20 protein-coding genes are annotated in these 20,123 nt (G+C 67.3%); 7 read left to right on the top strand and 13 right to left on the bottom strand.

Going from position 1 to position 20,123, the window contains the following annotated elements; translation table 11 throughout:
- Positions 1–2 precede the first annotated feature (2 nt).
- Positions 3–1,358, top strand: coding sequence for an aldehyde dehydrogenase family protein (locus PGN27_RS17665; protein ID WP_335327288.1), 1,356 nt, complete (start codon positions 3–5; stop codon positions 1,356–1,358).
- Between the two features lie 26 nt (positions 1,359–1,384).
- The gene (locus PGN27_RS17660; RefSeq protein ID WP_335327287.1) at positions 1,385–2,641 is read left to right on the top strand and encodes a uracil-xanthine permease family protein; all 1,257 of its coding nucleotides are present in this window, start codon (positions 1,385–1,387) and stop codon (positions 2,639–2,641) included.
- Between the two features lie 21 nt (positions 2,642–2,662).
- Here PGN27_RS17660 and PGN27_RS17655 read toward each other — a convergent pair whose 3' ends face one another.
- From PGN27_RS17655 to thiO, 8 genes are read right to left on the bottom strand one after another with little or no spacing between them, the layout of a single operon-like run.
- Positions 2,663–4,786 carry an MMPL family transporter gene (locus PGN27_RS17655; protein WP_335328762.1) on the bottom strand — a complete coding sequence of 708 codons (2,124 nt, stop codon included), beginning with the start codon at positions 4,784–4,786 and terminating at the stop codon, positions 2,663–2,665.
- Between the two features lie 35 nt (positions 4,787–4,821).
- On the bottom strand, positions 4,822–6,240 hold the full coding sequence (locus PGN27_RS17650) for a M28 family peptidase (protein WP_335327286.1): 1,419 nt from the start codon (positions 6,238–6,240) through the stop codon (positions 4,822–4,824).
- A complete protein-coding gene (locus PGN27_RS17645) occupies positions 6,237–7,736 on the bottom strand; it encodes a M28 family metallopeptidase (protein ID WP_335327285.1) in 1,500 nt (499 codons plus the stop codon). Before PGN27_RS17645 ends, PGN27_RS17650 begins: the two co-directional genes overlap by 4 nt.
- Positions 7,737–7,751: 15 nt before the next feature.
- Entirely contained in the window at positions 7,752–8,429 is a 678-nt protein-coding gene (locus tag PGN27_RS17640) for an ABC transporter permease (RefSeq protein WP_335327284.1), read from the bottom strand.
- Positions 8,426–9,313, bottom strand: coding sequence for an ATP-binding cassette domain-containing protein (locus tag PGN27_RS17635; protein ID WP_335327283.1), 888 nt, complete (start codon positions 9,311–9,313; stop codon positions 8,426–8,428). The genes PGN27_RS17640 and PGN27_RS17635 overlap by 4 nt, the downstream gene beginning before the upstream one ends.
- Positions 9,310–10,068 (bottom strand): thiazole synthase, encoded by a 759-nt coding sequence (gene thiG / locus PGN27_RS17630; RefSeq protein ID WP_335327282.1) that lies wholly within the window; start codon positions 10,066–10,068, stop codon positions 9,310–9,312. Before thiG ends, PGN27_RS17635 begins: the two co-directional genes overlap by 4 nt.
- Positions 10,061–10,258, bottom strand: coding sequence for a sulfur carrier protein ThiS (gene thiS, locus PGN27_RS17625; protein WP_335327281.1), 198 nt, complete (start codon positions 10,256–10,258; stop codon positions 10,061–10,063). Before thiS ends, thiG begins: the two co-directional genes overlap by 8 nt.
- On the bottom strand, positions 10,255–11,277 hold the full coding sequence (gene thiO, locus PGN27_RS17620) for a glycine oxidase ThiO (RefSeq protein WP_335327280.1): 1,023 nt from the start codon (positions 11,275–11,277) through the stop codon (positions 10,255–10,257). The genes thiS and thiO overlap by 4 nt, the downstream gene beginning before the upstream one ends.
- Positions 11,278–11,391: 114 nt before the next feature.
- Between thiO and thiE the strand changes: the two genes are divergently transcribed.
- Entirely contained in the window at positions 11,392–12,039 is a 648-nt protein-coding gene (gene thiE / locus PGN27_RS17615; RefSeq protein WP_335327279.1) for a thiamine phosphate synthase, read from the top strand.
- Here the strand turns inward: thiE and PGN27_RS17610 are convergent.
- The gene (locus PGN27_RS17610) at positions 12,029–12,508 is read right to left on the bottom strand and encodes an NUDIX domain-containing protein (protein WP_335327278.1); all 480 of its coding nucleotides are present in this window, start codon (positions 12,506–12,508) and stop codon (positions 12,029–12,031) included. The two genes, thiE and PGN27_RS17610, sit on opposite strands and share 11 nt — an antisense overlap.
- A gap of 87 nt (positions 12,509–12,595) precedes the next feature.
- On the opposite strand from PGN27_RS17610, the gene glnX reads away from it, so the two are divergent.
- Genes glnX through PGN27_RS17590 form a run of 4 tightly spaced genes read left to right on the top strand, consistent with a single transcriptional unit; the run spans position 12,596 to position 17,356 of the window.
- Positions 12,596–13,915, top strand: a complete 1,320-nt coding sequence (glnX, locus tag PGN27_RS17605) for a protein kinase G-activating protein GlnX (RefSeq protein WP_335327277.1) — start codon at positions 12,596–12,598, stop codon at positions 13,913–13,915.
- Positions 13,912–14,871, top strand: a complete 960-nt coding sequence (locus PGN27_RS17600) for a glutamate ABC transporter substrate-binding protein (protein WP_418888611.1) — start codon at positions 13,912–13,914, stop codon at positions 14,869–14,871. Before glnX ends, PGN27_RS17600 begins: the two co-directional genes overlap by 4 nt.
- Positions 14,872–14,887: 16 nt before the next feature.
- Positions 14,888–17,128 (top strand): serine/threonine-protein kinase PknG, encoded by a 2,241-nt coding sequence (locus tag PGN27_RS17595; protein WP_335327276.1) that lies wholly within the window; start codon positions 14,888–14,890, stop codon positions 17,126–17,128.
- Positions 17,129–17,140: 12 nt separating this feature from the next.
- Positions 17,141–17,356, top strand: coding sequence for a hypothetical protein (locus PGN27_RS17590; protein ID WP_335327275.1), 216 nt, complete (start codon positions 17,141–17,143; stop codon positions 17,354–17,356).
- Here the strand turns inward: PGN27_RS17590 and PGN27_RS17585 are convergent.
- From PGN27_RS17585 to PGN27_RS17570, 4 genes are read right to left on the bottom strand one after another with little or no spacing between them, the layout of a single operon-like run.
- A complete protein-coding gene (locus PGN27_RS17585; protein WP_335327274.1) occupies positions 17,313–18,197 on the bottom strand; it encodes a dioxygenase family protein in 885 nt (294 codons plus the stop codon). The two genes, PGN27_RS17590 and PGN27_RS17585, sit on opposite strands and share 44 nt — an antisense overlap.
- Positions 18,194–18,979, bottom strand: coding sequence for an acetoin reductase (locus PGN27_RS17580; RefSeq protein ID WP_335327273.1), 786 nt, complete (start codon positions 18,977–18,979; stop codon positions 18,194–18,196). The genes PGN27_RS17585 and PGN27_RS17580 overlap by 4 nt, the downstream gene beginning before the upstream one ends.
- A gap of 31 nt (positions 18,980–19,010) precedes the next feature.
- Positions 19,011–19,796 carry an SDR family NAD(P)-dependent oxidoreductase gene (locus tag PGN27_RS17575; protein WP_335327272.1) on the bottom strand — a complete coding sequence of 262 codons (786 nt, stop codon included), beginning with the start codon at positions 19,794–19,796 and terminating at the stop codon, positions 19,011–19,013.
- Positions 19,793–20,110 (bottom strand): hypothetical protein, encoded by a 318-nt coding sequence (locus PGN27_RS17570; protein WP_335327271.1) that lies wholly within the window; start codon positions 20,108–20,110, stop codon positions 19,793–19,795. Before PGN27_RS17570 ends, PGN27_RS17575 begins: the two co-directional genes overlap by 4 nt.
- Positions 20,111–20,123: the final 13 nt, after the last annotated feature.

The raw sequence follows: 20,123 nt of genomic DNA, 5'->3' as shown, positions 1-20,123 counted from the left end.
CCATGAGTACGACTGTTCGAACCCCGCACGCGCGTACCGTTTTCGACACTGGGCGTACCCGCTCCGCAGAATGGCGCATCGAGCAGTTGCGCGCCATCGAGCGCATGTGCGACGAACAGGAGCAGGCCATCGCGGCCGCGCTACTCGCCGACCTCGGCCGCCCGGCCATGGAGGCCTGGATGGGTGATGTGCAACCCACCAAGGCCGAAGCGGCGTTTGCGCGCAAAAGGATTCGCAAGTGGATGCGTCGGCGTCGGGTATCGGTTCCGGTCAGCCAGAAACCGGCCCGCGCCTGGGTGCAGTACGACCCCAAGGGCGCGGTCCTGGTGATCGGTCCGTGGAACTACCCGTTCTACCTGGCGATGGCGCCGGTGGTATCGGCAATCGCGGCGGGCAACACCGTGGTGATCAAGCCATCGGAGCTCGCCCCGGCGACGTCGGCACTGATCGCCCGGCTGGTGCCGCACTATCTGGATACCGAGGCGATCACCGTCGTCGAGGGCGATGCCCAGGTGACCCAGGACCTGCTGGCCCAGGGTTTCGATCACGTCCTGTTCACCGGCGGCACCGAGGTCGGGCGAAAGATCATGGCCGGCGCCGCACCCACCCTGACACCGGTCACCCTGGAGCTGGGCGGCAAGAGCCCGGCCATCGTGGCGGGCGACGCCGATATCGCGGTCACGGCCCGCCGGTTGGCGCACACCAAACTGGTGAACTCGGGTCAGACCTGCATCGCACCCGATTACGTCCTCGTCGAGCGGTCCGTCGCCGCGGAGTTGGTCACCGCGCTGTGCGCCACGATCGCCGAATTCAGCACCACACCCGACCTGCCCATCGTCAACCGACGCCAGTTCGATCGGTTGACAGCCCTGATTTCGGACACCAGCGGTCAGGTGGTGACCGGCGGCGGCTGCGACGAGGCATCCCTGCGCATCGAACCGACTGTGATCCTCGATCCGGGGCCCGATGATGCGGTGATGTCCGACGAGATCTTCGGTCCCATCCTGCCCATCATCACGGTCGACTCGATCTCCGAGGCCATCGGCTTCGTTCGGCACCGGCCACGGCCGCTGGCCCTCTATGTGTTCACCGAGACACCAGAACTCGCCCGGGACGTGATCGATCGGACCGAATCCGGTGGCGCGGTGGTCAATCACGCGATCATGCATTGTCTGGTGCCGCAGTTGCCGTTCGGCGGGATCGGCCCCAGCGGCATGGGCGCCTATCACGGGTGGTGGGGTTTCGAGGCACTGTCGCACCGGCGCGCGGTACTGACCAAGTCGACGCGTCCCGATCCCCGGCTGGTGTATCCGCCCTACACCGCACTGTCCAGGAAGATCATTCGACTGCTGCAATAGCGATCCGACCCGGCTACCTTGTCCTGATGGCAAAGCTGTCCTTGACGCCGCGTTGGAAGCCCGTGGGCCCCGATGCCGACATCGTCGCCCCCGACGAACGATTGAGCTGGCCGCGCACCCTCGGGATCGGTGCCCAGCATGTGGTGGCGATGTTCGGTGCGACGTTCCTGGTGCCCGTGCTGACCGGTTTCCCACCGGCGACCACGCTGCTGTTCTCCGGGATCGGCACCATCGCCTTCCTGCTCATCACCGGTAACCGGCTGCCGAGCTACCTGGGGTCCAGCTTCGCGGTGATCGCTCCGGTCACCGCCGCGGTCACCGCACAGGGCACCGGCAGTGCACTCGGCGGGCTGATCGCGGTGGGCCTGCTGCTGATCATCATCGGCGCGGTGGTTCACCTGGTCGGCACGCACTGGCTGGATGTGGTGCTGCCGCCGGTGGTCACCGGGGCGGTGGTGGCGCTCATCGGGTTCAATCTGGCGCCGGCGGCCAAGAACAACTTCGAGCAGGGCCCGGTGGTCGGGATGGTCACCCTGGTGTTGCTGGTCGGCGCGCTGGCCTTCTTCAAGGGCCTGATCGGTCGGTTGGCCATCTTCCTGGCCGTCGTGCTGGGCTACGTGCTGGCGCTGGCACTGGGTCAGGTGGACACCTCCGGGATCGCTCAGGCGGCGTGGTTCGGCCTACCGGAGTTCCAGACGCCGACACTGAGCCTCGCGGTCCTGCCGATGTTCCTGCCCGCCGTGATCGCCCTGGTCGCCGAGAACATCGGACATGTGAAGTCGGTGAGCCAGATGACCGGCCGGGATCTCGATCCGCTGATGGGCCGGGCGTTGGCCGCCGATGGTGTGGCCACCGTGCTGGCCGGCGCGGGAGGCGGCTCGGCCACCACGACATACGCCGAGAACATCGGCGTGATGGCCGCGACGCGCATCTATTCGACCGCCGCCTACTGGGTGGCCGCGGTGGTGGCGATCTTTTTGGCCCTGTGCCCGAAGGTGGGTGCGACGATCTCGGCCATTCCGCCCGGTGTGCTCGGTGGTGCGACGATCGTGCTCTACGGCCTGGTCGGGGTGCTCGGAATCCGGATCTGGCTGACCAACCACGTCGACTTCTCCAAGCCGGTCAACCAGATGACGGCCGCCATCCCGTTGATCATCGGCATCGCCGACTTCACCTGGCAGGCAGGATCGTTGACATTCACCGGTATCGCACTGGGGTCCATCGCCGCACTCGCGGTCTACCACGGCATGACGCTGCTGGGTGCTGCCCGCCGAGCGCGTTGAGAACCGGCCGGCGCCACATTCTCAGTGGTGCAGCCCGATCCGCTCGTGCAGGCGTACCAGCGGGGCGGGCGCCCACCAGTTCCATCGGCCCATCAACTGCATGAAGGCCGGCACCAGGACCATCCGGACCAGGGTGGCGTCCATCAAAACCGCCAACGTCAGTCCCACACCGAACATCCGCATGAACGACACGTTCGCCGCGATGAGCGCGGCGAACGAGATCGACATCACCAGTGCGGCGGCGGTGACCACCCGGCCGGTGCGCGCCAGGCCGAGTGCCACACTCTCACCGACATCGACGGAGGTGCGGCCGGAGGCCAACCAGTACTCGCGGATCCGTGCGAGCAGGAAGACCTCGTAATCCATCGAGAGGCCGAACGCGATACAGAAGAGCAGTACCGGGATGTTGGCCACCAGTGTGCCGGTGGCCGTCGTGCCGAAAGCACCGAGATGCCCGTCCTGGAATATCCACACCATGGCGCCGAACGCAGCCGTCAGCGAAAGGATGTTCAGCACCAAGGCCTTTGCGGGCAAGACCACGCTGCCGGTCAGCAGGAACAGCAGACAGAAGGTGATCACCGCGATCAGGCCGAGTACCAGCGGCAGTGTCGCACCGATCGCGGCCACGCTGTCGCGGTCGGTCTGGGCCACCCCGCCCAGCAGCACCTGCCGATCGCCGGGGCCGGCGATCGCGTGCAGCCGGTCCAGCTGTGCCGCCGAACCGTCGGAGAACAGATCGGCCGAACTGGAGACTCGGATGAACGCGCTGCCCTCACGGTGCACCGGCGCGGCCACGGCCACCACATCCGGTGCGCCGGCCACCTCGGTGAGGTAGCGGTCCCACTGCTCGGGCGTCAGCCCGTCGGACTCCGGGACGACGATGCTCACCTCGGTGGCGGTATTGTCGGCAAAGTCCGTCCGCAACCGGTCGCCGACCTGATGGGCCGATGCCGACGAAGGCAACACGCGATCATCGGGAAAACCCCATTTCACGCCGGTGAAGGGCAGCCCGAGCAAGACCAGCAGCACCACCACGGCTGAACCGATCGGCAACGCGCGACGCAACACGAATTTCGTTGATCTGTACCAGAATTGCTGCGCAACCGGTTTGGGTGGGCCCGACCGGCGGCCGTTGACACGATCGCCGAGCAGCACCAGCGCGGCCGGGGTGAGCACCAGTGCGGCGATGGCGGCGAACACCACCGTCGCCACCCCGGCGTAAGCGAACGATTTCAGGAAGTACATCGGGAACAGCACCAGCGTCGACATCGGCAGTGCCACCGTCGTCGCCGAGAACACGACCGTCCGACCGGCCGTCACCATCGTGCGCAGCAGAGCGTCCTCGGCGGTGGCGCCCTCGGCCAGTTCGTCGCGGTAGCGACTGACCATCAGCAGCGTGTAGTCGATGGCCAGCGCCAGCCCCATCGCCATGCACAAGTTCAGCGCGAACACCGACACGTCGGTGGCAAAGGTGATCAGCCGCAGCACCGCAAGCGAACCGAGGATCGCCGACAGGCCGACCATCACCGGCACCGCCGCGACCAACAGCCCGCCGAAAACCCACACCAGCACCAGGAAGCTGACCGGGATGGCGATGGATTCCATGACCAACAGGTCCCGCTGGGATTGCTCGGTGATCTGGGTGTTGACCATGGCGACACCACCGGCCCGCACCCGCACACCGTCGCGGTCGTGGACCAGGCGGTCGGTGAGCTCCTCGGCGTGGTCCTGGGCGTGCTGCTCACCGCCGGTGATACCGGCGACGATCAGCCCGGCGGTGCCGTCCCTGCTGAGCAGTGCCGCCGAGGCCGCCGCCGGGGCACTCCATGCCGAACTCACCTGGGCCACATGTTCGGATTCACCTAGCGCCGTGGCTATCTCGGTGCCCACCCGGCGCGCGGCCGGACTCATGGCGCCGGCGGGGTCGGAGACGATGATCAGCAACTGCATGTCACCCTGGCCGAACTTGTCGGTCAGCAACTCTGCCGCGCGCGAGGATTCGGCGTCAGGGTCGGTGAATCCGCCCGCGCTCAGCTCCTGGGTGACCGGCACCCCGAAGATCGCCGCGGCCACCGCACACATCCCGGCGATCGCCAGGATGCGCCTGGGTGCCGCCATGGCGTAGCGCGCGAGACGTTCGAGCACGCCGGGATTGTCCACCCGAACATGGTGCCCGATGGCTACCGATTTCGGCGGTCTCTGGGAGGTACGCCGTTGACGCCCTCGATCGAGCGGGCATAGGTGGCGATGGCGAAGGCCATTGCGGGTCCGGTGATCGACAGCGCCCGGTGGTCGACATTGTCCATCCCGTCCCGCGGTCCGCCGGCGTTCGGGTCGAACGGCGCCCCGGCGCGACCGCCCCACAACCGGGCCTGCACCGGCGTCTTCTGTTGGTTGGCACCGGTGGTCAAGCCGCCGACGGGCACTCCCGCGTTGAGGAACGCCGCGTAATCACCGGCGGTGTCCAACGGCATATCGGCCGGGCGAACACCGGCCTGGTTGAGGTAACCGGCCAAGGTGCGTTCGATACCGGCCGAGCCCTCGGGCACGGTGTCGGCGGGGATCGCCGGATTGGCCTGCCCCGACTGATCACCGTCCAGCGTGAAATACCCCGGGTTCGGCGAGCCGATCATGGTGGCATCCAGGTACGCGGCGATATCCGCGCGGCCGCCGTCATCGAGACCGGCCAGGTATTTGCCCGCGGCGCCCAGCCGCTGGGAACCCCAGAAGGTGAACCGCACCGCATTGTCGATCCGCGGCGCCGAGCCCATCGCATCGGCGATGGCGAGCAACGCCGCCACCCCGCTGCCGTTGTCGTTGATGCCCGGGCTGCGCGGTGCGCTGTCCAGATGTGCGCCGGCCAGCACGACATTGCCGGTGTCACCGGTGGAGGTCTGGGCGATGACGCTCTTGGATCTGGCCACGCTGGCCTGGCCGTCGAGCACGAGGCGCACCGGGTCGTTGGTTCGGCGCAGGGCCGCGTCGGTGGTGCGATCGATCACGGCGACGGGCATGGTCAGCTTCTGGTAGTAGCCCGGTTCGAACAGTCCCTTGGTCCCGCCGGCGCTGACCACCAGCAGACCGACCGCCCCATTGGCCGCCGCGGCGTTCTGTTTGGCGACCACCGAACATCCGGTGTCGTCGACGATCGCCAGCGCGCCACGGACGTTGCCGTAGTCGGCGCGCTCGCATCCGTCGCTGGTGCGCGGGCGCAGCGACAGCCCGCTGAGTCCTCCGCGCGGAGTGGACGCCAGCGGGGAGGCCTGTGTCACGGGGTAGCTGCGACCGGCCACCTCCAGGGTCGGATTGCCGGGATCACCCATCTTCAGCCACTCGAACTCCGGTGTGCTGATCTCGAACCCGTTATCCCGCAGCACCTCCGAGATGTAGTCGACGGTACCGTCGTAGCCGGCGGTGCCGACGGCCCGGCTGTTGGCATTGTCATCGGCGATGGCGGCGAGCCGCTCCAGGTGGGCGAAGATGGCATCGGCGCTGACCGAGGCGGCGAGCTCGTCGGCCCGCAGCGCCGCGGGCTCGGGTGCGCTGCAGGCGGACGTCAGCAGCAGCGCGGTGGCCGCCACCGCACACAGGCGCCTCATGATTCGGCGAGCACGTGACGGGTCCGATCCTCGCGCACCGGAACGCCATTGCGGCCGCCGAGGTCCTGGGCGTACAACGCGGCGGCGTAGGCGACACCGCGACCCTGGATTTCCAGGGAGGTCGTGTCGATCTTGTCCAGGGTGTCGGTGTCCTTGTGGTAGTTCGGATCGAACGGTTCATCGGCCCGGCCACCCCAGAGCTCGGCCTGCTCGGCCGTCATGTTCTCTTCCGCTCCGGAAAACAGCCCACCCGAGGGGATTCCGGCCCGGGTGAACGCATCGTAGTCGGAACGGCCGTCGAAGCTGGTGTCCTGACCCGGCTTACCCGCACCGTCGAGATAGCCGACCAGCATCCGTTCGATACCCGCCGATCCCTCCGGGACCCGGGGCACGCTGCCGTCGGCGGCCGGCGGTGCCGACTGGTTACCGTCATAGGTGAAGTATCCCGGATTCGGCGAGCCGAGCATGTCGAAATTCAGGTACAGCGCAATATCTTTGAGCTCGTCGGCATTCAGGGAGGAGATATAGCGGTCGGACCCGACCAGTCCGACCTCCTCGGCACCCCAGAATCCGAAGCGCACCGCGTTGCGGATCTCCGGGGCATTGCCCATCTGCAGGGCGGTCTCCAGCACCGCGGCCACCCCGGATCCGTTGTCGTTGATACCGGGGCCCTCCGGCACGCTGTCCAGATGCGCTCCGAGCATCACCACGTTGTCCGTTGCGCCGGTGCTGGTCTGGGCGATGATGTTGTTGGAGCGCTTGACGTTCACCCCGGCCTCCAGTCGGATCGACGCCTGGCCCGGATTCGCCCGCAGTCGCGCGCCCTCACTCTTGGTGATGCCGAGCACCGGGATCTTTACGTCAGTGCCGCTACCCAACGTGCCGCCGAAGTCCTCGACGGGACGGTCCTCGTTATCGGCCACCAGCAGGGCCAGCGCTCCCCGTTTCGCGGCGACGGCCTGCTTGTCGCTGAACGGGCACGAGCCACGGTCGACCAGCACCACCGCGCCCTGCACAGGCAGGCCCTCGTAGTCGGCGTCGGCACATCCGGGCGTGTCATCGACGGGTGCGGCGACCAGCGGTCCGCGCACCCCGTCGTCAGGCGTGCCGATGGTGAAGCTCATCGGCAGGGCCGCCACCGCGGTGCCTGCCACCTCGACGGTGGGGTCCTCGGCGAACGGGATGCGCACCTCGAACTCCGGGGTCTGCACCTCGAAACCCTTGTCGCGCAGCGCGTTGACCACATAGTCGAGGCTGGCCTGGTAGCCAGGCGTTCCCAACGCGCGGTTACCGTCGTGCTGATCGGCGATCTCCTGCAGCCGGGTCAGATGCGCCATCATGGCATCGGTCTGCACACGCTTGCTGATCTCGTCGGCATAGCCGGCGGCGTCGGCATCGGCGGTCGGCGACGACTCGGGCGCACCCGGCGATCCGCAACCGGCGACGAGGGCGGTCAGGGCCAACAGGGCCCCCAGGGACCGTGATCTGCGCTGCATGGACCCCACGGTAGCTCAGGGGTCCCGGCGCGCGACCACGACGACGGCCGCAGCGAAGATACCCAGGGCGACACCGCCGAAGTACAGCGCCGAACCCTGCGGACCCCACCACATCGAAAAGTTGTGCAGAAAGCCGAAAATCGATCCGCCGGTGAATGCGGCGGCGTTGACGAAGGGCAGCAGCGGACCCACGGTGTCCCCGATGTCGGTGTTGACGCTCAGCATGGGTTCGACCACGAAGGGCACCAACAACAACACGGCGACCGCGGCGGCGGTGTGTCGCAACAACGCCCCCACCCCGACCGCCAGGAGCGCGCCGGTGGCGGCATAGAACGCGACCGCGCTCACCGAGGCCCACCGGCCCGACCCCGCGACGACGATCGACCCGGCCGTCATGGCGGCGGCCAACACCGCGGAGAACACCGCGGCGACAAGGGCTTTGGCTGCCAGGACCCGGGCGCGGCGCGGCGTGGCCAGGAACGTGGTGCGGATCATGGCCGTGCGGTACTCGCCGGTGACGGTCAGCGCAGACAGGATCATCAGCACCGGAACGCCGAAATTGGCAACCCCGAGCAAAGGGTCCTGTGACATCGCGGCCAACCCCAGGGCCAGTACCGCCACCGTGAGCGTCAGCCATAGCGCCGACCGGGTGGTGGCCAGTTTGCGGGCCTCCGCCTCCAGCACGCCGATCATGAGTCTCCCCCACCGCGATACTGCACCGCATCATCGGTCAGTCCGAGGTATGCCTCCTCGAGAGAGGTCTGCCGGGTGCTCAGTTCGTGCAGCACGATCCCGTGTTCGGCCGCCAGCTCACCGATTCGCTCGGTGCTGCCCGGCACCAGCAGCGCATCGCCCTCGCGACGTGCGTCGGGCAGCAACGCGGCGAGCCGGTCCAGCTGCGGGCTGCGCACCCGCACCGCCGCGTCCTTGCGCACGAAGTCGGCCATCGTGGTGGCGGTGATCAACCGCCCGCGACCGATCACCACCAGCTCGTCGGCGGTGTTGGCCATCTCGGCCAGCAGATGACTCGATACCAGCACGGTGCGTCCCTCGGCGGCCAGGTCACGCATCAGGGTCCTGATCCACCGGATCCCCTCGGGGTCCAGGCCGTTGACCGGTTCGTCGAACAGCAGCACCTGCGGATCACCGAGCAGAGCTCCGGCGATGCCGAGACGTTGCAGCATGCCAAGGGAGAACGACCCGGCGGGCTTGCCGGCCGCCGCGGTCAGGCCTACCTGCTCGAGCACTTCGCCGACCCGCGCCTGCGGTATCCGGTTGGTCGCCGCAATCCAACTCAGGTGTGCGCGCGCGGTCCGATTCGGGTAGACCTGACGGGCGTCCAACAGCGCACCGACGGTGCGCAGCGGATGCGTCAGATCCCGGTAGCGGCGTCCGTCGATGGTGGCGGTTCCCGCCGTCGGCCGGTCAAGCCCGACGATCATCCGCATGGTGGTGGACTTGCCCGCACCATTCGGGCCGAGGAAGCCGGTCACCACACCCGGTTTGATAACGCAGCTCAGCCCGTCGACCGCCCGGCTGCGTCCGTAGGTCTTGGTGAGTCCGACCAGTTCGATCACAGTGCCGGACTGGACGCCTGGGCCCAGAACCGCTTCGGGATACGGCCGGCCTGTCTGGCCAGATACCCGGCGGTGACGGCCGAGGCCATCGCCGACGCCATGGTGGCGGGGTCGGCGGCCCTGGTCACCGCAGTCGCCAGCAGCACGGCATCACAGCCGAGTTCCATCGCCAGCGCGGCATCGCTGGCCGTGCCGATTCCGGCGTCCAGGATCACCGGAACGTTCGCCGCGTCGACGATCATCTCGATGTGGTGCGGGTTGGAGATGCCCAGCCCGGTGCCGATCGGTGAGCCCAGCGGCATGACCGCCGCGCAGCCGGCGTCCTCCAGCCTGCGGGCCAGCACCGGGTCGTCGTTGGTGTACGGCAGCACGATGAAACCGTCGTCGACCAGTTGCTCGGCGGCCCTGACCAATTCGATGGCATCGGGAAGCAGAGTGCGTTCGTCGGCGATGACCTCCAGCTTCACCCAGTCCGTACCCAGGGCCTCACGAGCAAGCTGCGCGGTCAGCACCGCCTCGGCGGCGCCGCGGCATCCGGCGGTGTTGGGCAGCGTCGCGATGCCGAGTCTGTTGAGCAAGTCCAGCACGCCCGTGCCGGTCTCGGCATCCACGCGGCGCATCGCCACCGTGGTCAGTTCGGTTCCCGAGGCGATCAACGCCTCCTCGAGCACCGCCAGGTTCGCCGCGCCGCCGGTGCCCATGATCAGTCGCGAGCCGAACTCACGGCCGGCAATGGTGAGCGTAGAGTCAGCCACCCTGCACCGCCGTCACGACCTCGACCCTGGCGCCGTCGGCAAGCACGGTGTCCCATGACGAGCGCGGCAGTACCTCCCAGTCGACCGCCACGGCGATGCCCTTGTCCGGGAAACCCAGGCGCGCCATCAGCTCTTCGATGGTGGTGCCGTCGGGAACATCGGCGTCTTCGCCGTTGACCAGCAGAATCATTGTGCCCCTCCGAGTGCCGCGAGTTCCCTGGCGATCTGCTCGGCAGTCCACGGTGCCAGCAGAAATCCGTTGCGCCCGTGGCCGGCGGCCACCAGCGTCCGCTCATCGAGCCTACCCACCAAGGGCAGACCGTCCGGGGTCATGGGACGCAAACCTGCCGCGCATTCGGCGAGCTCGTACTCACCGAGGGCAGGCAGCACCGCGCACGCGTCGTCGAGCAGGTCACGCACCCCGGTCACCACCACCGTGGTATCCCGACCGTGTTCGTATTGGGTCGCGCCGACCACCACACCGTCGCCCCGCGGCACCAGATACACCTGCCTGCCGTGCACCCTGGCACGAATAACACTCTGCGGCAACGGCATACAGCCCTTGCGCCAGCGCAGTCGCAACACCTCGCCCTTGACCGGGCGGACCGCGAGACCCGGCCACAGTGTCGGCGCGTCGATACCGTTGGCGATCACCCGGATGTCGGCGTCGACCTCGGCGAGGTCGGCAACCGGGGGCGCCCAGCGAACGCCGGCATCGACACAGGCCGTCTCGAGCGCGGCCACCAGTGCCCGATTGTCCACCGCCAGTTCGGTATCGGCGATGAATCCGTGCCGGATACCCTGCGCCAGCAGGGGTTCGACGTCGCGTGCGGTGGTGGTCGGAGTCACCGGGTGTCCCTGGGCGGACAGCCAGTCCGCGACCGTTCGCAGGTCGGCGACGTCGGCACGGTCGACCGCGACCACCAAGGATCGCCGCGCGGTGACGATATCGTCGGGCAGACCCGCCAGAAACCCGTTCTGCCACAGTTTGAGCGATTCCAGCCCGATGGCGAGCTGGGCCTCTTCACCGGGCCAGCCTTCGCTGTGCGGAGCGAGCATGCCACCGGCGACCCAGGAGGCGCCGCGCTGCTCGGTGCGGTGCACGCGCACGTCCCAGCCGTCCGCGGCGGCCCGGCGCGCGACCGCAAGCCCGATGACGCCGCCGCCCACGATGCCCAACGAGCCGGCGGCCCTCGACGTACTGCCCATTCTTCCTCTCCCTTCGCCGGCATGACCCGGATCAGGTACGACGGTCAAGGCCGGTGCGCGCCCACTCTCAGTCCCCGCTCCCGGGACTCCCGTGTCTGCTGAAAGGATACTCGGGTGTCCCGACTCGATTCCGCCTCGCTGTACCTGTGCACCGACGCCCGCACCGAACGCGGTGATCTCGCCGAGTTCGCCGACGCGGCGCTGGCCGGCGGGGTGGACATCATCCAGCTGCGGGACAAGGGGCTGGAGGCCCGCCAGGAGCTCGATGCCCTGGCGGTGCTCGCCGACGCGGCCCGCCGCCACGGCGCGCTGCTGGCGGTCAACGATCGCGCCGATATCGCCCGCGCGGCGGGCAGCGATGTGCTGCACCTCGGCCAGGACGATCTGCCGCTGCCGGTGGCCCGCGAGATCGCGCCGGGCGCGCTGATCGGCCGGTCCACTCACGACGCCGAGCAGGTGGCCCGGGCTCTGGACGAGGACGTCGACTACTTCTGCGTGGGCCCGTGCTGGCCGACGCCGACCAAACCCGGCCGTCCCGCGCCCGGTCTGGACCTGGTGCGCCACACTGCCGCGCTGGCCGGTGATATCGGGCTGGCAAAACCGTGGTTCGCCATCGGCGGGATCGATGCCGAGCGGCTACCCCAGGTCATCGACGCCGGTGCGACACGCATCGTGGTGGTACGGGCGATCACCGAGGCCGAAGATCCACGGGCGGCGGCCCGCCTGCTCAAGACGATGCTCAACGCCGCGCTCAGGGCGTGAGCGGCAACTCGGCGGTGACCTCCCGCAACCGCGCCCAGCTGGCCGCGAAGCCGGGATGCAGCGGGAGCGCGGCGACCTGGTTCTCGGAAACCCAGCGCAGCTCGGCGCTCTCCCGATTGGCGATCGTCGGGAGCTGCTCGGCCGCGTCGGCGATCACGGTGGTGTAACTCCAGCCGGGAACCTCGTGGGTGACCACGGTGGCCCGAACGGTCAACTGCCCCGCCTGTAGACCGGCCTCCTCGGCCGCTTCGCGCACCGCGGCTTCCTCGACCGTCTCGTGGCTGTCGCGCGCGCCGCCGGGCAATCCCCAGGTCCCACCCTGGTGGCTCCACGGTGCGCGATGCTGGAGCAGGACGGCGAATCCGCCGCCGGTGTCCGGTGCGCGCAGCAGCAGTCCCGCGGCGCCGTGGCGGCCCCAGAAGTGCGCACCGCCGTCCGATAACACCCAACCGTCACCATCACCGCGCACGTGTTCAGAATAGGGGTTCGCGAATTCCCACACGTCACACCAATGTCTCTTAGACTTCTTAGAAATACCGAGGAGGTTGGCGGACACGTGACCGTGGAGTTGGCGCACCCGTCGACCGAGCCGCTGGCATCCCGTTCGCCGACGAGCCCCGTACACCCCCGCTGGTGGTTCCTGTGGACCACGCCGGGGCGCATCCTGACCATCGGCATCGTGCTGTCGGCGTTGGTGATGGCGTGTGCGTTCGCCACCTCGACGACGATCACCGACCGTCAGGAAGCACTGACCACGGTGCTCGACCACAGCGAGCCGCTGGCCTTCGCCGCCGGACAGCTCTACACCACGCTCTCGGTCGCCGACGCCGCCGCGGCCACCGCATTCATCGCCGGCGCGGAGCCCCAGGATGTACGCGAGCGCTACGAACAGGCGATCACCGATGCCTCCGTCGCGGTGACCCGCGCGTCGGCGGGTCTGACCACTGAACCGATGATCGAACTGCTCGGCAGGGTCAACGCCGAATTGGCCGTCTACACCGGTCTGGTCGAGACCGCTCGGACCAACAACCGGGCGGGCAATCCGGTCGGCTCGTCCTACCTGTCCGAGGCCTCGGCGCTGATGCAGTCCGAGATCCTGCCGCAGGCCCAGCGACTCTACGAGGCGACCTCGGCCCGGGTGGACACCGAGACGACCGCGTCCACCCGCATCCCGGCCCCGGTGATCCTGGTGGTGCTCGCCACCATTCTGTTCGGGTTGTTCGCCAACCGTTGGCTCAGCAAGCGGACCCGGCGCCGGATCAACATGGGCTTCGTGGCCGGCGGGCTGGCGGTACTGATTATGGTGGTCTGGGTGGGGACCGCTCTTGTCATCTCGACGGCGGACAGCCGCAGCGCCAAAAATACTGCGGCGCAGTCGCTGAAGACGGTCACCACGATGGCGATCACCGCCCAGCAGGCCCGTGCCGACGAAACCCTGGCGCTGGTCCGCCGCGGTGACGAGGACGTCCGCAAGCAGTCGTACTACCAGCGCATCGAAACCATCCAGGAACAGCTGAAGGCATACCTGGCCGCGGACAACGACATCGACAAGGCCGACCTGGCCGATGCCGATGACCTACTGCGCAAGTGGCGGGCCTCCAACGACCGGATCAACGCCTACATCTCGGTGGGCAACTACCAGGCCGCCACCCAGGTGGCGCTGGGCACCGGTGAGGATGATTCCAGCCCGGCTTTCAGCACCCTCGACGAAGCGCTCTCGCGCTCCATCGAGCAGAGCCGCAGCCAGCTGCGCACCGATATCGTCAACGCCCGCCGGGTGCTCTCGGGCACCACCGTCGGCGCCGCCGCCCTCTCGATCATCGCCGCGTTCGCGGTGACCCTGGGGTTGTGGCCGAGGTTGAGTGAGTACCGGTGATCGCCCGCCTGGCCGGTGTGCTGGTCACCGCGGCGCTGCTGGCCGGTTGTCAGCAGAACACCCAGATCGATCCCATCCCCGAGCTGACGCTGGCACCCCCGACGCCGGCCGGGATGGAGACCGCGCCACCGGAGCCGGTGCCCGAACTGCCCGACAACGACGATTGCGATCGCACCGCGAGCCTGCGGCCGTTCGCCGACCGCGCCGATGCCGAGGCGGCCGTCGAGAACATCCGTAACCGCGGCAGGCTGATCGTCGGGCTGGACATCGGCAGCAATCTCTTCTCGTTCCGCGATCCGATCACCGGCGAGATCACCGGATTCGACGTCGATATCGCCGGCGAGGTGGCCCGAGATATCTTCGGCACGCCATCGCAGATGGAGTACCGCATCCTGTCCTCGGCCGACCGCATCGAAGCGCTGGAGAACAACCAGGTCGATATCGTGGTCAAGACGATGAGCATGACCTGCGAGCGCAGGGAGCGGGTGGCGTTCTCCACCGAATACCTCTCGGCGAACCAGCGCATCCTGGCCGCCCGCGATTCGCGCATCCGACAGGCCGCCGATCTGTCCGGCAAGCGGGTGTGCGCCGTGAAGGGCACGACCTCACGTAAACGGGTTCAGCAGATCCAGCCACCGGTGGAGCTGGTCGACGTGATCACCTGGGCCGACTGCCTGGTCGCCCTACAGCAGCGTCAGGTCGACGCCGTCAGCACCGACGACTCCATCCTGGCCGGGCTGGTCAGCCAGGACCCGTATCTGCACATCGTCGGGCCGAGCATGAACTCCGAGCCCTACGGCATCGGGATCAACAAGGACAACGACGGGCTGGTGCGGTTCGTCAACGGAACACTGGAGCGGATCCGCCGTGACGGCACCTGGAACACGCTCTACCGCAAGTGGTTGACCGTGCTCGGCCCGACGCCGGCCCCGCCGGTGGCGAGGTACTACAACTGATGAACGAAATCGGCAGATGAGCGAAGACCCGGGCACCCAGCCGGCCAGCCTGGCCGACCTCGAGGATCTGGACGACGAGTCGGTGGCCACCGTGCGGCCGATGGCCACTCAGGCCGTCTACCGACCGGATTTCGACGACACCGACCGCTCCACCACCGCCGCCACCGAGCCGTCGGCGACGACGCTCGGTGTGCTGACCAGACCGCGCTCGCCGATCCGCAAGCTGGGCGGCGGACTCGTGGAGGTGCCGCGGGTCTACGAGCGCGACCCGTTGACGGCGCTGATGAGCAATCCGGTGGTCGCCGAATCCAAGCGATTCTGCTGGAACTGCGGTAAGCGGGTCGGCCGGGCCACCCGCGAGGGTCCGGCGCGTTCCGAGGGCACCTGCCCGCATTGCGGCAGCCCGTATTCGTTTCTGCCCCAACTGAGTCCCGGTGACATGGTGGTCGGGCAGTACCAGATCAAGGGCTGTATCGCCCACGGCGGCCTGGGCTGGGTGTACCTCGCCTTCGACACCAACGTCAACGAGCGCCCGGTGGTGCTCAAGGGTCTCGTCCATTCCGGGGATGCCGAGGCACAGGCCACCGCAATGGCCGAACGCCAATTCTTGGCCGAGGTGACCCATCCGGCCATCGTCAAGATCTTCAACTTCGTCGAGCATGACGACAAGCACGGTGAGCCGGTCGGCTACATCGTCATGGAGTACGTCGGCGGCACCTCGCTCAAACAGGCCAAGGGCGTCAAACTCCCGGTGGCTCAGGCCATCGCCTACATGCTGGAGATCCTGCCCGCGCTCGGTTATCTGCATTCCCTCGGCCTGGTCTACAACGACCTCAAACCGGAGAACATCATGGTCACCGAGGAGCAGCTCAAGCTGATCGACCTCGGTGCGGTGTCGCGGATCAACTCGTTCGGATACCTCTACGGCACACCCGGTTACCAGGCCCCCGAGATCGTCCGCACCGGCCCGACGGTGCAGACCGACATCTACACGGTGGGCCGTACGCTGGCCGCACTCACCCTGAACCTGCGCACCCGCAAGGGACGCTATGTCGACGGTCTTCCCGAGGATGATCCGGTACTGGCCAAGTACGACTCGTTCGGACGGTTGCTGCGCCGCGCCATCGATCCGGATCCGCGCCGCCGGTTCGCCAGCGCCGAGGAGATGTCCGGCCAGCTGATGGGCGTGTTGCGCGAGGTGGTCGCCCAGGACACCGGCGTTCCCCGTCCCGGTCTGTCCACGGTGTTCAGCCCGCCGCGCTCTACTTTCGGGGTCGATCTGCTGGTCGCACACACCGACGTATATCTCGACGGGCAGGTGCACTCGGAGAAGTTGACCGCCGCCGAGATCGTCAAGGCGCTGCAGGTTCCGCTCGTCGATCCGGCCGATGTCGGCGCCCCCATCCTGTCCGCGACCGTGCTCAGTGAGCCTGTGCAGACCCTGGATTCACTGCGGGCAGCCCGTCACGGTGCGCTGGACTCCGAGGGGGTGGATCTCTCGGACTCGGTGGAACTCCCCCTGATGGAGGCCCGCGCCCTGCTCGATCTCGGCGATGTCGCCAAGGCCACCCGCAAACTCGACGAGCTGACCGAGCGGGTGGGCTGGCGGTGGCGACTGTCCTGGTTCCGTGGGGTTGCGGCCATGTTGACCGCCGACTATGACACGGCCACAAAGCATTTCACCGAGGTTCTGGACACCCTGCCCGGAGAGCTTGCGCCGAAGCTGGCGCTGGCCGCGACGGCGGAGTTGGCGGGCACCTCCGACGAACGCCGGTTCTACCAGACCGTGTGGCGCACCGACAACGGGGTGATCTCGGCCGGATTCGGGTTGGCCCGCGCGCAGTCGGCCGCCGGTGAGCGCGATGACGCGGTGCGCACACTGGACCAGGTGCCGCCGACCTCCCGGCACTTCACCACCGCCCGGCTGACCAGTTCAGTGACCTTGCTTTCCGGCCGCTCCACCAGTGAGGTCACCGAGCAGCAGATCCGCAGTGCCGCACGGCGAGTCGAGGCACTTCCGGACAGTGAGCCGAGGGTGTTGCAGATTCGCGCGCTGGTGCTCGGCACGGCCATGGACTGGCTGGCGGACAACTCCGCGAGCACCAACCACATCCTCGGGTTCCCGTTCACCCAGCACGGTCTCCAGCTCGGGGTGGAGGCAGCACTGCGCCAACTGGCCCGCGTCGCCCCCACCCAGGAGCACCGCTACGCGCTGGTCGACCTGGCCAACAGCGTGCGTCCGATGAGCACCTTCTGACGACGCCTGATCATGTCCACCCTGACGACCTATCTGAAGATCCAGGGCCAGCTTCTCGTCTACGGCATCGTCGGGCCGATCTTCCTGTTGATCTACTTCGGCGCGACACCCAATCACGATATGAAGTGGATGTACTGGTGGGGTCTGGTGATCACCACCGCCGATGTGCTGATCGCCCTGGAAATCACCGATCGTCGGATGCGGGTTCTGCAGCCGGCGCCAAGATGATCTCGATATCAGTCTCGAGGTCCGACCCACGACCGAACCGTGCCGCCGTCTCTGAGGTGAGGGGCACGAAGGGTCGAATCAGGCTGTCCTTCACGGCGAAGACGGCATCGGAATCGATATAGGCGCTGTCGGCGACGAAGATGTGCGTCGTGAGTTCCGTGTACCCCGGCGCAGATACGATGAAGTGAATATGGGCCGGGCGGAACGGATGTCGGCCGGTGGCCTGTAGCAGATCACCGACCGGACCATCGGTCGGTATCGGATAGTGGGCAGGCACCACGGTAAGAAACCAGAACCTGCCGTCGCCGTCGGCGGTCAGCAAACCCCTGCCATTACCCTGGGCCTGCAATTCTGGCTGCTGAACATCGTAGAAGCCGTGGGTGTCGGCCTGCCAGACGTCCAGAGCCGCACCGGCGATCGGCTCGCCGGTCGTCGAGACCACCCGGCCCTGCACCACACAGCGGGTGCCATCGCTTTGCGGTGAGATGTCACTTCCCAATGCCCGCGGTGGCGACTCCACCATGTGAAACGGCCCGAGCACCGTGGAGCTGGTGGCCTCGGGGGTGTCGGCATGATTGATGGTCTCCACCAACATCGACACGCCCAGTACGTCGGAGAGCAAGATGAACTCCTGCCGCACATCGGTGCACATCTTGCCGGTTGCGGTGAGGAAATCTATTGCACGCGACCACTCGTCGATCGTGGGAGCCACATCCTCGACCAATGCGTGCAGGTGCACGACGAGTCGCTCCAGGATCTCACGCAGACGACGGTCTCCGGTCGCGGCGAAGCTCGCCACCACCTGTGCGGTGAGGTCTGCCCCAGACAGGTCGGTGGTCAATTGAACAGCATCCCGCCGTCGATGAGCGGGCTCTGCCCGGTCATGTAATCCGAGTCCGGTCCGGCCAGATAGGCGACGAATCCCGCAACGTCCTCGGGAGTCGAGGGTCTACCCAGCGCGATACCGGCGGCTTGTTTGTCGAACGACTCTCCGACGGCGACGCCATCACGTACTGAGAGGATCCGATCGATCTCACCCCACATTTCGGTACCCACCGTTCCCGGGCTGTAACCGTTGACGGTGATGCCGTGCTGCGCGAATTCCTGTGCCGCGGATTGGGTGAGTGCCCGGACGGCGAACTTCGTGGCCGAGTACACCCCGAACACCGGTTGTCCCATATGTCCGGCGATCGAACACGCGTTGATGATCTTGCCCTTGACTCCGCGGCGGATGAAGCTCTCGGCCGCCACCTGGATGCCCCACAACACGCCGCCGATATTGATCTGCGTGATGCGCTCCAGATCGCGCGGACTGACCTCAAGCAAGGGAAGTACCTGCGCGATACCGGCATTGTTGATCATGATATCCAGTCCGCCCAGGCGTTCTTCCAGTTCGCCGACCGCGTCACGCACGTCCTCGCGCACACTGACGTCGCACGTGGCAAACGCTGCTCCTCTCCCGAGAGAACGGATTTCGGCGGCGACCGTTTCGGCCTTCTCGGCGTTGAGATCGATGATGCCGATATCTGCACCGTCACCTGCCAGTCGCAATGCGATGGCTCGGCCGATGCCCTGTCCGGCTCCCGTGATCACGGCGATCTTGCCCGCCAGGGGTTTGGTCATACGCTCTTCTCTCCTTCGGTGCGACTGTCGTTCACTGTGCGGTGTATCCGCCGTCGATGACCAGCTCGGTGCCGGTCACGAAGCGCGATTCATCGGATGCCAGGTAGAGCACGCCGTAGGCGATGTCCTCGGGGTCGGCGATGTATCCGAGCGGATGCATCGCCCGCATTGCGTCCAGGTAAGCATCCAACCCACCCGGACTTGATGCCCCCTTCCGGAGATTCAGCGGGGTGAGGACGGTGCCCGGGCACACGGAGTTGACGCGAATTCCCTCGTGGGCGTAGGTCACCGCATCGGTCTTGGCCATCAGCCGGACCGCTCCTTTGGCTGCGTGATAACTCGGAGCGTCGCTGTTGCCGATGAGCCCGTAGATCGACGAGATATCCACGATGCTGCGACCGCCGGTTGTCCTGCGCATATGGCCGATGGCGTGCTTCGTGCACAGAAAGGGGCCACCGACATTGACGGCGAACATCTCCTGCCAAGCCCGGTAGTCGACCTTGTCGGTGGGTTCTGCGGGGCCCGAGACGCCTGCATTGTTGACCAGGACATGCAACGCGCCCCATCGGTCCCATACTCGCTCCATCGCAGCAGCCACCGACCGCTCGTCGCTGACATCGGCTCGAATGAACAGCGCGTCTGCACCGGAGGTGTTGATCCGCTGTGCCGCAGCCGTGCCGGCGTCCTCTCGGATATCCATGAGCGCGACTGCCGCACCGTGTTCGGCCAGCTTCTCTGCGATCGCCAGCCCGATACCGTCGGCCGCCCCGGTCACCACGGCGACCTTGCCCAACACCCGGCCTGCGGGCGAGGTCATTGCGCGATCCGCATCTCGATGTGCAGGAAGGACAGCTCAACCAAGGCCTTGATGGTGACGCGGCCGGTCTTGGGTATCGCGAATGCACTCGAACGTGCGAGCTCGAAGGTCTTGCCGTCACCGTTGGTCAGAGTTGCCTTGCCGCCGAGGACGAATGCGGCATGCTCGAGCTCCGTCGATTCCAGGACCATGGTCTCGCCGGCGCCGATCGTGTCGATGCGGACGTCAGCCCACGGACCTGCCATCACGTCGGCGATGTTGCTGGTTTCTCGAAAGAGGTTGACGAATTTCTTGGGTGCGGTAGTGGCGGTCATCATGAGGTCCTGT

The organism is Mycolicibacterium neoaurum (genome assembly GCF_036946495.1).
In the GTDB taxonomy this organism is placed as follows: domain Bacteria; phylum Actinomycetota; class Actinomycetes; order Mycobacteriales; family Mycobacteriaceae; genus Mycobacterium; species Mycobacterium neoaurum_B.
Note: the sequence above shows the minus strand (reverse complement) of the source record. Positions and strands in the feature narration are given on the sequence as shown.